At 50.2% G+C, this 14,242-nt stretch carries 17 protein-coding genes; 11 read left to right on the top strand and 6 right to left on the bottom strand.

The annotated features are described in order from the left end of the window. Position 1: 1 nt before the first annotated feature. From ybiA to HF324_RS17055, 3 genes are all read right to left on the bottom strand, one after another. A complete protein-coding gene (ybiA, locus tag HF324_RS17065; protein WP_168860328.1) occupies positions 2-544 on the bottom strand; it encodes a riboflavin biosynthesis intermediates N-glycosidase in 543 nt (180 codons plus the stop codon). Beyond that, positions 534-1,385, bottom strand: coding sequence for a TIGR02452 family protein (locus HF324_RS17060; RefSeq protein ID WP_168860327.1), 852 nt, complete (start codon positions 1,383-1,385; stop codon positions 534-536). Before HF324_RS17060 ends, ybiA begins: the two co-directional genes overlap by 11 nt. 270 nt (positions 1,386-1,655) lie before the next feature. Continuing rightward, on the bottom strand, positions 1,656-3,077 hold the full coding sequence (locus HF324_RS17055; RefSeq protein ID WP_168860326.1) for a c-type cytochrome: 1,422 nt from the start codon (positions 3,075-3,077) through the stop codon (positions 1,656-1,658). A 108-nt stretch (positions 3,078-3,185) separates the two neighbouring features. Between HF324_RS17055 and HF324_RS17050 the strand changes: the two genes are divergently transcribed. The 9 genes from HF324_RS17050 to HF324_RS17010 all read left to right on the top strand — a co-directional run bounded on the left by HF324_RS17050 (position 3,186) and on the right by HF324_RS17010 (position 9,654). After that, the gene (locus HF324_RS17050; protein ID WP_168803620.1) at positions 3,186-3,611 is read left to right on the top strand and encodes an organic hydroperoxide resistance protein; all 426 of its coding nucleotides are present in this window, start codon (positions 3,186-3,188) and stop codon (positions 3,609-3,611) included. 11 nt (positions 3,612-3,622) lie between these two features. Continuing rightward, positions 3,623-4,300 (top strand): type 1 glutamine amidotransferase domain-containing protein, encoded by a 678-nt coding sequence (locus tag HF324_RS17045; RefSeq protein WP_168860325.1) that lies wholly within the window; start codon positions 3,623-3,625, stop codon positions 4,298-4,300. A 24-nt stretch (positions 4,301-4,324) separates the two neighbouring features. Further along, the gene (locus HF324_RS17040; protein ID WP_246269572.1) at positions 4,325-4,762 is read left to right on the top strand and encodes a MarR family winged helix-turn-helix transcriptional regulator; all 438 of its coding nucleotides are present in this window, start codon (positions 4,325-4,327) and stop codon (positions 4,760-4,762) included. 168 nt (positions 4,763-4,930) lie between these two features. Continuing rightward, positions 4,931-5,704, top strand: a complete 774-nt coding sequence (locus HF324_RS17035; protein ID WP_168803617.1) for a hypothetical protein — start codon at positions 4,931-4,933, stop codon at positions 5,702-5,704. A gap of 23 nt (positions 5,705-5,727) precedes the next feature. Then, entirely contained in the window at positions 5,728-6,219 is a 492-nt protein-coding gene (locus tag HF324_RS17030) for a MarR family winged helix-turn-helix transcriptional regulator (RefSeq protein ID WP_246269570.1), read from the top strand. Between the two features lie 92 nt (positions 6,220-6,311). After that, positions 6,312-6,797 carry a GNAT family N-acetyltransferase gene (locus HF324_RS17025; protein ID WP_168803616.1) on the top strand — a complete coding sequence of 162 codons (486 nt, stop codon included), beginning with the start codon at positions 6,312-6,314 and terminating at the stop codon, positions 6,795-6,797. Positions 6,798-7,052: 255 nt separating this feature from the next. Further along, positions 7,053-7,847: an MlaE family ABC transporter permease gene (locus HF324_RS17020; RefSeq protein WP_168803615.1), complete on the top strand. Its 795-nt coding sequence runs from the start codon at positions 7,053-7,055 to the stop codon at positions 7,845-7,847. A gap of 1 nt (position 7,848) precedes the next feature. After that, positions 7,849-8,622 carry an ABC transporter ATP-binding protein gene (locus HF324_RS17015; protein ID WP_168803614.1) on the top strand — a complete coding sequence of 258 codons (774 nt, stop codon included), beginning with the start codon at positions 7,849-7,851 and terminating at the stop codon, positions 8,620-8,622. Between the two features lie 3 nt (positions 8,623-8,625). Further along, positions 8,626-9,654 carry an MlaD family protein gene (locus tag HF324_RS17010; RefSeq protein WP_168803613.1) on the top strand — a complete coding sequence of 343 codons (1,029 nt, stop codon included), beginning with the start codon at positions 8,626-8,628 and terminating at the stop codon, positions 9,652-9,654. Between the two features lie 14 nt (positions 9,655-9,668). Here the strand turns inward: HF324_RS17010 and HF324_RS17005 are convergent, their stop codons facing one another. Continuing rightward, entirely contained in the window at positions 9,669-10,328 is a 660-nt protein-coding gene (locus tag HF324_RS17005) for a YiiX family permuted papain-like enzyme (RefSeq protein ID WP_168860324.1), read from the bottom strand. Between the two features lie 79 nt (positions 10,329-10,407). Here HF324_RS17005 and HF324_RS17000 point away from each other — a divergent pair, with 79 nt between their 5' ends. After that, complete coding sequence (locus HF324_RS17000; protein ID WP_168803611.1) at positions 10,408-10,797, top strand: ribosomal maturation YjgA family protein; 390 nt, start codon at positions 10,408-10,410, stop codon at positions 10,795-10,797. A 90-nt stretch (positions 10,798-10,887) separates the two neighbouring features. Here HF324_RS17000 and HF324_RS16995 read toward each other — a convergent pair whose 3' ends face one another. Both HF324_RS16995 and HF324_RS16990 read right to left on the bottom strand, forming a co-directional pair. After that, positions 10,888-11,340 carry a NanQ anomerase/TabA/YiaL family protein gene (locus HF324_RS16995; protein ID WP_168803610.1) on the bottom strand — a complete coding sequence of 151 codons (453 nt, stop codon included), beginning with the start codon at positions 11,338-11,340 and terminating at the stop codon, positions 10,888-10,890. 58 nt (positions 11,341-11,398) lie between these two features. Further along, complete coding sequence (locus HF324_RS16990; protein WP_309475679.1) at positions 11,399-12,169, bottom strand: DeoR/GlpR family DNA-binding transcription regulator; 771 nt, start codon at positions 12,167-12,169, stop codon at positions 11,399-11,401. A gap of 456 nt (positions 12,170-12,625) precedes the next feature. On the opposite strand from HF324_RS16990, the gene HF324_RS16985 reads away from it, so the two are divergent. Further along, positions 12,626-14,191: a glycerol-3-phosphate dehydrogenase/oxidase gene (locus HF324_RS16985; RefSeq protein WP_258539543.1), complete on the top strand. Its 1,566-nt coding sequence runs from the start codon at positions 12,626-12,628 to the stop codon at positions 14,189-14,191. The last annotated feature ends 51 nt before the right edge of the window (positions 14,192-14,242 follow it).

Raw genomic sequence — 14,242 nt, 5'->3', positions numbered from 1 at the left:
ATCATAGTTTGTCCCTGACCGCCATGAGCGCATAACCCAACAGGTTCTGGCCTCTCCAGCGCAAGGGATTCTCCACATGTTCGTGATCGGATTTCATGCCGATCCCCCATATGGTATCTACCGGACTGGCTTCTACCAGTACGCGGTCTTTAGTGTTAATTAAAAATTCTTTCAGATCGGGATGCTGGGAAAACTTCAACAGATTTCCTGCTATCACGATGTTGGATTTGTGTTCGTCCCAAACGGCGGGATCAAACAGGCGTACCTGGCGGCCCAGTTTTTTTGCTTCCGCGGGCGTTCTGGCTTTCAGTATCCGCTGCAGCACCGCCTCGTCGTTGAACAGGCGGGCTTTTCCGGCCATCATCCAGTGTTCCGCCGTGGGATAGGTAATACCGTTTTCCCTGAAAGGCGCTACCCACCACTGGCTTAAACAGCTCTGGGTGACAACCCCGCTGGTTGATTCCCCGTGTCCCCAGAAAAACAGGTACTTGATTTTATCTTTACGCTGATATTTTTCCATCAGCCACTGGTTATTATAGTTCATGATTTGTCAGTTTGTTTTTAAATGTACGGATCGTGTCCTGTTTCTCTGTATTGTCATACACGGCAAACACCACTTTGGAAAACCGGTGACGGAAAGCATCGCTGCGTAACAGTTCAGCGAACCATCCGGCCACATCTGCCGTGTCATTACGGAATACGCCACACCCCCAGGCGCCGAGTATCAATGTGGTTTGCTGCTGCGCTACCGCCACCGACAGCAGCTTCTCCATTCTCCCCAGCATGACCGGCTTAATGCGGCTTACGTTCTCCGGTTCATTGTCTTTCACGGCGCCGGCATTGACGGCCGGTGCGGTGATCACCGAAACCGTATAATAATCCTCCAGCAGTTGATCTGCATCATTACGGAATACCGGTACCAGCGGCGAATAAATCATATGGTCCGTATAGAGGCAGCTGCCGCAACTCCTGTTGACCTGATACATGCCGCTTTGCTGCTGCAGACAGGTATACAGCCCACTGGCGCGGGCCAACGCTTCTTCCTGTGCGTGCGCTCCTTTGAGAAAGCCGCCACCGGGATTTTTAGCGGAGGCAAAATTCAGGCAACATACGTCTTTTTGTTTTTCTGTTACCACCAGGCGGTAAGCGGCGGCATATGTACTTTCTCCTGTCACATCTATAAGCCCTTCCTGTTGGGCAGGCGCCTTATCCCGTTGCCGGTACACCGTTTCAAAATCTTCCGGCCGGTACAATACCGTGTTGACGGTGGCATATTGCAGCGCGGGCTGAATGTTGACTGTTTTTCCATGGGGATTAACATAACGGCCATTGGTCAGGATATCCAATGTTTCCCAGGCGGTTTTCGCCCTTGTTTGTTTTTTCATCTTATCATCATTTATACACCAGGTAATTGAAAGTCTGTCCGTGGGGTTTTACTTCCTATGCTGATGTTTTTGTTAACGTCATTATGACGCATAAGTAACGATATTTTATTTTATCAGACAATATTTTTTTCTTTTGGGTGGATGAGGGAATTGTTTTTGAGTTAACAGGGAGGCATAACCAGGCAGACGGAAATATATTTTTGCATTGACAGGAAGACGTAAAAAGCCCTGCCTTGTATGGCAGGGCGTAAAAAAATATCCATGCAGTCTTCACCGCTGTGCAGGAGCAGGAGCGGCGGGCAACTGCGGACCGCAGCCACAGTCCACGCTTACCTGTCTCAGGACCTCCGACTGGGCCGGCAGGGAGTCTGCATTTTTTGAAGCAACAATATTTTTCACCGGAATGGTCTGCTGTTTTTCAGACCATTCTTTAAAGGCAGCGGGGCTGCTGATTTCCGGGGAAATACTCAGCTGTTGGGACTGTTGTATCCGGAAGCCGGTTTTTGCAAAGAACGTAATACCCGCCTTTTCGCCCAATGCCACAATCCACGCCTGCCGGCCAATGGGCATTAAAGGCGCTTCATCATCACCAAAACAATAGCGATCCGCGATTCCGTCTACCGGTTCTCCTTTTACGGACACCCGCAGCGCAGGAATTGTCAGGAACAATTGTACGTCATTCTTATGCGGACCATTTACAGTAACAGTTAAACGTACTTTCTCCACACCTGGCATGTCTCTCAACAGCATATCCAGATTATGCCAGCCAAATGCGGCAATGACCATGTTATAATAAACATCTCCGTAACCACCGCTCGTGTTTGTCGGATCAGGCGACATCTGTTTTTGAGGCGCCAACAAGGCCCATTGAGCTGTCACATACCGGCGGCAGGAATCTTTAGCTGCCAGCATGTGCTGATAACCTTCCGGGTCCTTTTGTTTACTTACCTGATCTATATAAAGACAGATACTCTCCAGATCAGCATCTGTTAGGGCCGGAAATGCCGTCATGACCGTCTTGTTATAATCATTAAACAGGCAATTAGCTTCCGGATCCCTACTACCGATGACCGCCGCGCTGTTGCCAATAAAAGCGTAGAGCCACTGCCGGTCGCGACGCGCAGTAACATGCATTAAAGCCGGACCTGTCAGTTTTTTTTCTATCGTGTGGCAGCTCTCACAATGCTGTCGCATAATCGTTTTGCCATTATCCAGCTGATCTTGCAGTGGCTGTCGCGGAAGTGGCTGGGGATTGGTCCAGTTGATATTCCCCGCTTCATCCTCTATGCCGGCATAATGCATCATGCCTTCCTGTAAGAAAGCAGTGGGAACTTCTACCCGTAATGGTTTCACCAATTGCGCACTGTTGTTATCTGCCGGATGGATATTGATCATGCCGCCGCTACTCAGCAATTGACCGTTGCTTACCGTTTGAATGTTCGCCGCCAGCATCTCTCCCACTTCATATATTTCTGTTACTTCCAGCTGGACAGTATTACCTTCTGACCGGATAGCGTTTGCCGGAATATGAATCCGGGCGCCCCTACCGGTTACCAATACCGTATCCCTGACAGTGTTGACTAAAAAGCGCCCGGCCGCGCGGGCCGGTAATGGAAAATGAGGTTTGTCTGAGGAATTGCAGGCATAACAGCTCCATAACACGAGCATCGAAAAGCATAACTGTCGGATCATAGGCATCAGGATAAATGATGGTAAAAATAACTCATTCATCTCCCTCAAAAAATATATTTGGATTTAAATTGTACACAATTTAATTTTACACCACTAAAATATAATAAAATGACAATCACAGAAACCATTTATACAGCGCAAGCTACTGCCACCGGCGGCAGAAACGGACATGTAGCCACCAATGACGGCGTACTGGACCTCGAAGTAAGGATACCAACAGCCATGGGCGGCCAGGGTGGCGCTTATACCAACCCTGAGCAGCTATTTGCCGCTGGTTATGCCGCCTGCTTTGACAGTGCACTGAACCTCGTCATACGGACACAGCGGGTACAGACCGGTACCACCAGCGTTACGGCAGAAGTTAGCCTTGGCAAGAACAATGCGGGCGGTTATGGGTTATCTGTTAAGCTGCGGGTACAAATTCCGGGAACAGACCGGCAGGTGGCACAGGAGCTGGTGGAAAAAGCGCACCAGGTATGTCCTTATTCACTGGCTACCCGTGGTAATATTACCGTTGACCTTGAAGTGATTTAAACTGTTTTTTTATGAAAGTATTAATTGTGCTTACCTCCCATGATACGCTGGGCAACACCGGGGAGAAGACCGGCTTCTGGATAGAAGAATTTGCTGCCCCTTACTATGCGCTGGCAGATGCCGGCGCTGAGGTGACCATCGCCTCGCCGAAGGGCGGACAGCCGCCCATTGATCCGAAAAGTGCGCTGCCGGATTTTCAGACGCCGGCTACGCAGCGGTTCAACGAAGACAAAGCGTTGCAAAACAAACTGGCGCATACCGCCAAACTCAATGAGGTGACTGCAGATGACTACGACGCGGTCTTTTATCCCGGCGGCCACGGACCGCTGTGGGACCTCGCCAGCGACCCGGTATCCATTACACTGATTGAAACGTTTTACAAACAGAACAAACCTGTGGCCTTCGTGTGCCATGCACCGGGCGTATTAAACAAAGTGAAAGCTCCCAACGGCGAGCCACTGGTAAAAGGCAAAGAAGTTACAGGGTTCAGCAACACCGAAGAAGAGGCCGTACAGCTGACGAAGGTGGTACCTTTCCTCGTGGAAGACGAACTGAAAAAGAACGGCGGTATTTACAGCAAAGAGAAGGACTGGCATTCCTATGCCATCCGGGACGGATTGCTGATTACCGGGCAGAACCCGGCATCCTCCGAAGAAGTAGCCCGTATTTTACTGGAAACATTGGCGTAGTTTTGTGTCGTTAAATTGCGAACATTGAAACAGCTCAAATTTTCCCATCAACTTTGTTTTCCGATATACGCCTTATCGCGACTGATCACCTCCCACTATCAGCCATTGCTGGGTGAGCTGGACCTCACCTATCCGCAATACCTGGTGATGTTGCTGCTGTGGGAGCATCAGTCCATGAACGTGAAAAATCTCGGAGAAACGCTGATGCTGGATTCCGGCACTTTAACACCGCTGCTGAAGCGATTGGAGACCAAAAAGCTGGTCAAACGGGTACGCAGTAAAGAAGATGAACGGATTGTCAACATCCAGCTGACACCGCAGGGCGCAGCATTGGAGCAGCAGGCAGCAGAGATCCCACTTCGCCTGGCAGACAGCCTGGGCGTTACCCCCGATGAAATACAGGAATTAAAAGATGCTGTCACGCCCTTGTTATACCGGCTCAAACCAGCGCTGAAGTGCTGATCCAAAAGCGTACAGCCAGCAGCGTTATACCGATAAAATGCTCCAACTGTCCTTGTCATAAAAATAACCAGTCAGGCAGGTCTGTATTTCATAATATTTTTCCGTATTTTGTTGTTATTACAAAAGCGTAGAAATCCTATTTGTCCACCTAACGCTTCCAATGAACAGATGCAACAGAAACAAGTTCCGTTGTCTGCTGCCGACGCTCAACTGCTGAAAAAACTGGAGATTATCCCGGGCACGTATGAAAAAACTGTCTGCAGCGGGCATCTGGTGAGATTGGAACTCACCGAAAACCATACCCTCCGTTATTATTTTGAAGATGGCCAGTTCGTACAGGCCTTTCCGTTGTTGCTCATCGACGGCACTGCCGTATGGCCGCAGCTGACGCGGGTAACAGGACTGGTACATCAGCCGGTCCGGCTGGAAACCGTCCGCAGCGGGGAACAGAACTGGCTGTTGCCCCATGTGTGGTATGAAGCCCACCCTGCTGTTTTGCAGGAACAACCGATACTCACAGCCGCACGATCCTCCCTGCTGAAGGATACCGGGCTGGTGGCGCTGGTCTTTGCGCTCATTCTTTTCGTATTATTTTATGTGATCGGTATGCCCGAGCGCTTCAGTACCCCTGCCATGCTGCTGGGCTGGACCCCGCCCGCCATCGTAGTCGGCGCCGGTTTGTGTTTTATGGTCAGAAGATACCAGCACTACCTCAAAAGCATCACCCACCGGGCTTTCATCAGGGGCGTTATCACCGAGCAGCTGCAGGGTGTTATAAACAACCGCACCTGTACATGGTACCGCGTGGGGGCACATGCCTTTTACAGCGCCGAGGCGTTGCCCGCCGGGCCGGGACAGTCCCTGCAACTGACGATCCTCACCGCCCGCGACGGTTCCCAGGCTTTCCGTTTTCACCTGCAACAGGAATCTGCGGCCATTTAAAAGTGTCTGCTTATTTTCGCTGTATGATTAATGCGATCGATCAATCCGGCATATTGGCTATTTCCACGCGCCTGCAGCGCCTGGGCGAGTTGCTGCGCAAAGACGGCCAGCAGATTTACAAAGCCCACGGTATCGACTTTGAACCCAAATGGTTTCCTGTCGTGTACAGCCTCGCGGCCAACGAAACGCTGAGCGTGGTGGAAATCGCACATGAGATCGGCTATACCCATCCGTCTACCATCAGTCTGCTCAAAGAACTGGAAGCCAAAAAGCTGGTGCGTTCCCGGAAAGACCAAACGGATACCCGCAAACGAATGATCAGTCTCACTGAAAAAGGCCAGCAGCTGGTGACTGAAATGAAACCCGTGTGGGAACTGATCACCGCCGCCCTCACCGATCTGACCAATTCCACCAACAATATCATGAACGCTATCAATGAAGTGGAAGCCCGGTTCCGGGAAAAGAGCTTTTTTGAAAGAGCGGAAGAGATTCATCGGCAAAAGTCCCGGGGTTAAAGGCCCCGGCGAATTTTATTGCCACGTGACTAAAAAATTTTTCCATTTATGTAGTCAACTACATATCTTTGCAAAAAACAAATAATAATCACATGGCAATTACCTATAAACCGATTGGCAATGATTATTCGCAGGAAGTGATCAATCTGATCCTGCCGATACAGCAACAGGAGTTCAACGTGCCGACAAACCTGTCGCAGCAGCAGGACCTGCTGGACATTGAGCAGTACTACCATCAGACCGGCGGCGGTTTCTGGGGTGCTTTTGACGGCGACCGCCTGGTAGGCACCATTGCGCTCATCGCCTATGCGGCCGACGGAGGCGCGCTCCGGAAGATGTTTGTCCGCAAGGAATACAGGGGCAAAGAGCATGGTATCGCTACGGCATTGCTGGACACGTTGCTGGAATACGCCGCTACGCGGGGCATTCACGACATTTACCTGGGCACGGTGAATTTTCTCCATGCCGCCCGCCGCTTTTATGAGAAAAAAGGATTTGATGAAGTTTCCGCCGACCAGCTGCCGGCAACTTTCCCGAGGATGAAAGTAGACGATGTGTTTTACCATTACCATCATTGATGACGGCACGGCGGTCAACCCGGGCCATTGTGGTTGACCGCTGCTGCTTCTTTCCGGCAAATAGCGGAAAAAAATCCCCAAACGTATAACGTTGCCCGTTACCCCCTCTGCCCTTCTCCACTGCCGTTTCCGCCCGCTTAAGACGCTATGGGCCTGAAAATATGTGTATTAAGTTGTGTTTCGAATAACAAAAAAGACCGTTTTTTGTAATATTATTGGGCTCTGATTTAGTTTCATGTAGTTAAAAATCGGCAAATGGATTCCAGCAACGGACAACCAGAAAAACCAGTCATATCACCCGGAGTTGATCGCTTTTTCATCAGCGTACATACCACCTTTCTTTTCGTAGCCCGGTTTTTCCGGGAACTTTTCAGGTTCCCTTTTGAAACCCGGGAGTTTATACGGCAATGTTATATGGTTGGTTATAAGTCACTGGCGCTCATTAGTTTAACAGGATTCATCACCGGATTGGTGTTCACCAAACAGTCAAGGCCATCCTTGTCCGAGTTTGGCGCCACCTCCTGGCTTCCGTCGCTGATAGCAATTGCCGTCGTGAGGGCGCTGGCCCCCCTGGTAACCGCATTGATCTGCGCCGGTAAAGTAGGCTCCAGTATTGGTGCGGAACTTGGATCTATGCGGGTAACAGAACAGATAGACGCCATGGAAGTATCTGCCATCAATCCGTTCAAATACCTGGTGGTAACCCGCGTGCTGGCCACCACCGTTTGTTTGCCGATACTGATGGCATATACGGCCCTCGTGGGCCTGATGGGTTCTTATCTTGATGTACACATGAACGAACAGACCAGTATGACCTTCTTTTTCCTGAAGGCATTCAGCGATATTACTTTCCTGGACCTGTTCGCTTCCACCTTTAAAGCCATGGCATATGGCTTTACGATCGGCATTGTGAGCTGTTACCAGGGATACAACGCTTCCCAGGGTACACAGGGCGTGGGCAAAGCCGCCAACACCTCCGTGGTGATCTCCATGTTCCTGATTTTTATAGAAGAAGTAATCATTGTTCAGGTAGTAAACTCAATCAGGTAGGATGAAACAACGTAACCCGGAAATAGACATGAACGACGTCGTGATTTCGATCAGGGACCTTTATAAGTCCTTCGGTTCAAATCACGTATTACGGGGTATTAACCTGGACGTTCATAAAGGCGAAAACGTAGTGGTACTGGGACGCTCCGGTACCGGTAAGTCCGTGCTGATCAAAATCATCGTCGGACTGCTGTACCCTGACTCCGGCACGGTGAACGTGCTGGGAAAAAACATCAGTTCCCTTACCGAGGCTGACCTTCGTGAATTGCGGATGCAGGTGGGCTTCTCTTTTCAGAGTGCTGCGCTGTACGACAGTATGACCGTCGGCGAAAACCTCGCTTTTCCCCTGCGCCGTAACAATAAACATATCAGCAACGACCAGGTGCGCCGCATGGTGGACATCGTGCTGGACGCTGTGGGGCTCTCACAGGCTATCAATCAATTGCCCGCAGAACTGTCGGGCGGCCAGCGCAAACGTATCGGTATCGCCCGTACGCTGATCCTGAAACCGCAGATCATGCTGTATGATGAACCGACGGCCGGACTGGACCCTATCACCTGCATTGAGATCAATAACCTCATCAACGAAGTACAACGGCGGTTCAATACCAGTTCCATCATCATTACCCATGACCTGACGTGCGCCAAGGAAACCGGCGACAGCATTGCGGTAATGCAGGAAGGGCAATTTGTGGCACAGGGCTCCTTCGATGAAGTGTTTCAGAAAGAAAATGAACTCATCCAAAGTTTTTATCAATACAATTTCATACAGTAAGCTATGATTAAAGAAAGCAACAAACGAACAGTAATAGTTGGTGTCTTCATTTTTGTTGGACTGATCATTTTTACTGTAGGGATACTGTTCCTCGGCGGACAACGCAAAGCTTTTGTTTCCTCCATCCGTGTTAAAGCCATGTTTCACGACATCAATGGCCTGGCTGCCGGCAACAACGTCTGGTATTCCGGCGTGAAAGTAGGCACCGTTAAAAAGATCACGTTTGTGCAACACAACGTGATTGAAGTGATCATGAACATCGAAAAAAGCTCAAGACAGTTTATCCATAAAGATGTAAAAGCCAAAGTAGGCTCCGACGGACTGGTGGGCAACAAGATCGTGGTCCTTTTCGGCGGCACCGAAACCACGCCTGCCGTGGAAAACGGCGATGTGATCGTAGCTGAAGCCGCGCTAAGCCCCGACAATATTATGGCTACGCTGCAGGTCAACAACGAAAACCTGGTGGAGATCACCGGTAACCTGAAAACCATCACCAAAAACATTGCAGATGGCCAGGGCACTATCGGTAAACTGCTGAAAGACGACTCCGCCTATACCAATATACAGGCTACGCTGAACAACCTGAAGACTACCGCCGCCAATACACAACGACTGACAGACCGCCTGGCGGATTATGCCTCCAAGCTGCAGTCCAAAGGCTCGCTGACCAATAACCTGATTACCGACACCGTGGTATTCAGCCGGCTGCGTTCTACCGTTACCGAGATGGAAGAAGCCGCACAGAAAGCCAACGGCATGGTAGCCGACCTGAAAAAAGCCAGCGCTTCAGTGAGCGAAAACCTCACCAGCGACCAATCCCCTGCCGGCGTGCTGCTGCACGACCAGGAGTCTGCCGCAGCCCTGAAGAAAATTATCACCAACCTGGAATCCAGTTCCTCCAAACTCGATCAGAATATGGAAGCCTTAAAACATAACTTCCTATTGAGAGGATATTTCAGAAAGCAGGCCAAACGCGAGAAGAAAGAGCAGGCCGCCAAAGAGAAAGCATTAAATGAGGTGCAGGGCCAATAAGCCCCGCACCTTTTTTATTTTTCTTCCACTGTGGTAAGCAGCGGAGAATTGAACATACTTACCGGTGAGATGATCTGTTCCGACAACGGGATATTGTTACCGTAGATCTGTTTCATCTGCTCCTTCACAGCCGGGCTGCTCAGGTCAAAATCCTTCAGCTGCTCCAGCTTACCCAGTTCCAGCCCTGTCGTTTCCCTGTATATTTTCCAGACCAGTTCAGAACAGTAGATCCGTTCATCAGACCACCCAAAGTAAAAGTCATAGTTTTTGCCGTTGTATTTTTTTCCGGCGTCTATCATTTTTCGTACAGTCGCCGCCGTTACTACGCTGTCTGCATTCTTCAGCCGTTTGATCACATAATGTCCTTTCCGGCCGCGGTTAATCCATTGCTGCAAAGGGGTGTAACGTACCGGCTGCAGGGCCTCATACACATATAACTGCCCGTCTTTCGGCAGGATGATACCGCAATGGCTGTACTTTGAGTGCGTGGCCTCTTTAATGGCCGTACTGAGGTCTGACATAGATTCCTGAAAGATCACGTCGCCGGCGCGTGCAGCAACCGGGGGGTGTTGCGGTGCTTTTTTTACCGGTGTGCCGGTGAGGCACAAAGCCCCGCCAATAAGCGCCGTCAGCGGCAGGGCGGTAAACAATGTTATTTTTTTCCAGCTGGCCATACATTTGGGATTAGAAATGAGCGTATTATTTTGTAATGATAAAACTTTTATACAATATTTGTCCCTCTATTTTTAGCCCATGAAAGCAAAGAAACGCTGGCTGTATTTTGTACTGATCATGTTGAACATACCCCTTGGACTAGCCACCAGATGGGCCCCGCAGTACTTCCCTTCCCTTGTCCGTATCTATGGAGGCGACGTTTTTTCGGCCACCTGTATTTTTTTCGGCTTCCGTTTTTTATATCCGGTGAAGTCTATCGTTAAAGTTTCCCTGATCAGTTACCTGGTGTGTATCGCCATTGAACTGCAACAGCTATACCAGGCGGAATGGGCAGTGAAGCTGCGGAACACGCCGCTGGGCATATTACTGGGACATGGATTTCTCTGGAGTGATTGTGTATGCTATCTTGTGGGGACGGTGATCGCCGCAGCACTGGGGTTTGTACTAGAGCGCCTCTTCCATTTGTAGATTTTTTGATTTACGATTTTTTGATTTGGCTGACAAGGCCTGTTATTTTCCCAAAATCAAAAAATCGTAAATCAAAAAATCACGAAATAATTAAACTGCCAGTTTGATCACCACTTTCTTTACCGCTGCTGGCTGGTCAATCCGGAGATTAGGCATGTGCAGGTCTGTCGGAAAAAAGATGGCGAAGTGATGCTGATCGAGGCGGGTGAAGAAAGCAGGTTTTTCAGCGAACAGCATGTAATCTTCTGTTTCGCTGTATGCTTTGGAAGGTGTTTGTTGCTGCAGAAAATCATGACCGATCAGCTCTGCTCCTTTCACGATATATTGTATATCGATGTATTTTTTATGTGATTCCATTTGTTCACCGGAAGGATCTACGGTATCGTATTCATTGACGATGGCGAAGAGGTTGTCGCCATCTATTGCATACTTCCCTTTTTCCAGTGCATGGAAATCTGTAGTGGCGAGGTACTCAAAAGCCTTTACAAAACGGGGGCCCAGGCCGTAATAAAGATGGGCGTTGCTGATCGTATCGAGAACCATGTGATAGATTAGAATAAGACAGATGAAGCTGTAAAGATATTTAAAAACGGGAAAGTGTTTATACAATTGTCACTTTGATACCCATATCTTCCATGGCTTTCACCAGGTGGGGAGAAATGCCGGTGTCGGTGATCACTTCATCCACGTCTTCCAGGCCACAGATGCGTCCGAAGCCTCTTTTACCAAATTTAGTGGAGTCTGCCAGCACGATGATTTTCTGTACGGTGGCAATCATTTTCTGGTTCAGGTGCGCTTCCATAATATTGGAAGTAGTGAGTCCGAACCCGAGGTCGATGCCGTCCACGCCGAGGAATAATTTACTGCAGGAGAAGTCTTCCAGTATTTTTTCCGCATAGGGTCCGGTGACGGACGACGAGCTGGTGCGGAGCTGACCGCCGAGTTGTATTACTTCCACGTCGGGGATGCGGATCAGTTCCAGCGCCACGTTGAGCGCGCCGGTAATCACCGTCAGATGCCCCTTGGGATGAATATTTTTAGCCAGCGCCAGTACAGATGTGCCGGACGCGATGATAATGGCATCGTTGGGCGCAATGAGCGCGGCCGCCGCCTGACCGATACTGTTCTTTTCCTCGCTGCGCAGCTTCTCCTTTTCGTTCACCGGTTTATCGTTGGTGTAAGGATTGTTGACAGAAGCGCCGCCATGCGAGCGGAACAGCAGGGCTTTATCTTCCAGCAGTTTCAGGTCCTTTCGTATAGTCACGCCGGACACATCAAGCTCTTTACAGAGCTCCACAACGTTTACGTATCCTTTTTCAGCCAGCTTATCCAGTATATACTTGTGGCGTTCAGCAATATTGATCATAGACATATCACATAAAAATAACGTATTAAAACCTATCGGCAAGTTTTTTCACTCGCAAAGGAGCTAAGGTGCAAAGAGCGCAAAGAAACAATTTTCGCTCGCAAAGCAGCAAAGAGAGCAAAGAGAGCAAAGAAACAGTTTTCGCTCGCAAAGCAGGTTCTCCGCTCTCTTTGCGCTCTTTGCTCCTTTGCTCCTTTGCGAGTTTATTTCAAACTGTTTTGTATTATTATATTTTTATCGAGTATTTTCTTTCATTTGGAAGAGCCCGAAATGTCCCGCCATTGCTCACCGTCAATTTCCTTTCATCCAAAAAATATTTCACTTTCTCGTTTATTTTTCTATTTTGGTTTCGAATTGTTTTATTTTCTTTTATTTTACACTCAAATATAACAATTTGAAAGTAATTAAAAGGAATACCGTAATAATATGAATCGACCGGAATCAATCAAAAGTCTGCGATCCATGCCAGCCCGTACCTGGGACATGATCATTATAGGAGGAGGCGCCACAGGCCTGGGGATAGCGATGGATGCTGCTACCAGAGGATACAAGACACTGTTGCTGGAACAGGCCGACTTTGCCAAAGGCACGTCCAGCCGCGCCACCAAACTGGTGCACGGCGGCGTGAGATACCTGGCACAGGGCGACGTGGCGCTGGTGAAAGAAGCACTGTATGAAAGAGGGTTGTTACTGAACAACGCCCCCCACCTGGCGCACAACCAGCAGTTTATCATTCCTCACTACTCCTGGTGGCAGGGCCCTTTTTATACGATCGGTCTGAAAATATATGACCTGCTTTCCGGCCGCCTTAGCCTGGGCAAGTCCAAACATATCAGTAAAAATGAAGTCACCCACCGTCTGCCCAACATACAGGCAGATGGCCTCAAAGGGGGTATCGTTTATCACGACGGCCAGTTTGACGATGCCCGCCTGGCGGTCAACATAGCTCAGACAGCCGCAGAAAGCGGCGCCGTGCTGCTCAACTACTGCAAAGTAGACGGGCTGCTGAAAGAAAACGGGAAAGTCAGCGGCGTCACCGCCACCGACCTGGAAAGCGGCGAATCCTTCCGTCTGGCTGCCCGCACGGTCATCAACGCCACCGGCGTATTTGTGGATGAGATCCTGCAGCTGGACAATCCCGGCGCGCGGCCGATGGTACGCCCCAGCCAGGGCGTGCACCTCGTGCTCGACGCTTCCTTCCTGCAAAGCAGCAGCGCCATCATGATCCCGAAAACATCCGACGGCCGCGTGCTCTTCGCCGTACCCTGGCACAACAAAGTACTGCTGGGCACTACCGACACACCGCTGGAAGCACACAGCATGGAGCCGGTAGCGCTGGAACAGGAAATTGACTTTATCCTCGCCACCGCCGCCCAGTATCTCACGCGCACGCCTACACGCGCAGATGTCCTCAGCGTATTCGCAGGCCTGCGGCCGCTGGCAGCACCGCAGAAAGATACCGGCAGCACCAAGGAAATATCCCGCAGCCATAAGATCATGGTCGCCCCTTCCGGCCTGATCACCATCACCGGCGGCAAATGGACCACCTTCCGTAAAATGGCGGAAGACACGGTGGACGAAGCGATCCGCCAGGGTACCATCACCCCGGCCAAATGCAACACGAAAGGACTGCGTATCCACGGTTATCAGAAGCAGCCTATGGCGCAGGCGCCGCTGGACGTATACGGCAGCGACGCAGCACAGGTGCAGGCCCTCGCCTCCAAACAACCGGAACTGGCTAAACCGCTGCACCCGAGACTGCCTTATATCAAAGCACAGGTGATCTGGGCGGTAAGACAGGAGATGGCGCGCACGGTGGAAGACACCCTCGCCAGAAGAACAAGGGCACTCTTCCTCGATGCACAGGCAGCCATCGACATGGCGCCGGAAGTAGCCGCGCTGATGGCCGCCGAACTGGGCAAAGACGAAGCCTGGCAACAACAACAGGTTAAAGCGTTCAACGCGGTGGCAGCGAACTACCTGCTGAAAAACGTCCGCACACGGGAACAGTTACCTGTAGGCGCTTAACAACCATCGTAATTCCACTGTCAACTATAGCGAATTAAATTATCCACGCAG

The organism is Chitinophaga oryzae, assembly GCF_012516375.2.
GTDB lineage: Bacteria > Bacteroidota > Bacteroidia > Chitinophagales > Chitinophagaceae > Chitinophaga > Chitinophaga oryzae.
Note: the sequence above shows the minus strand (reverse complement) of the source record. Positions and strands in the feature narration are given on the sequence as shown.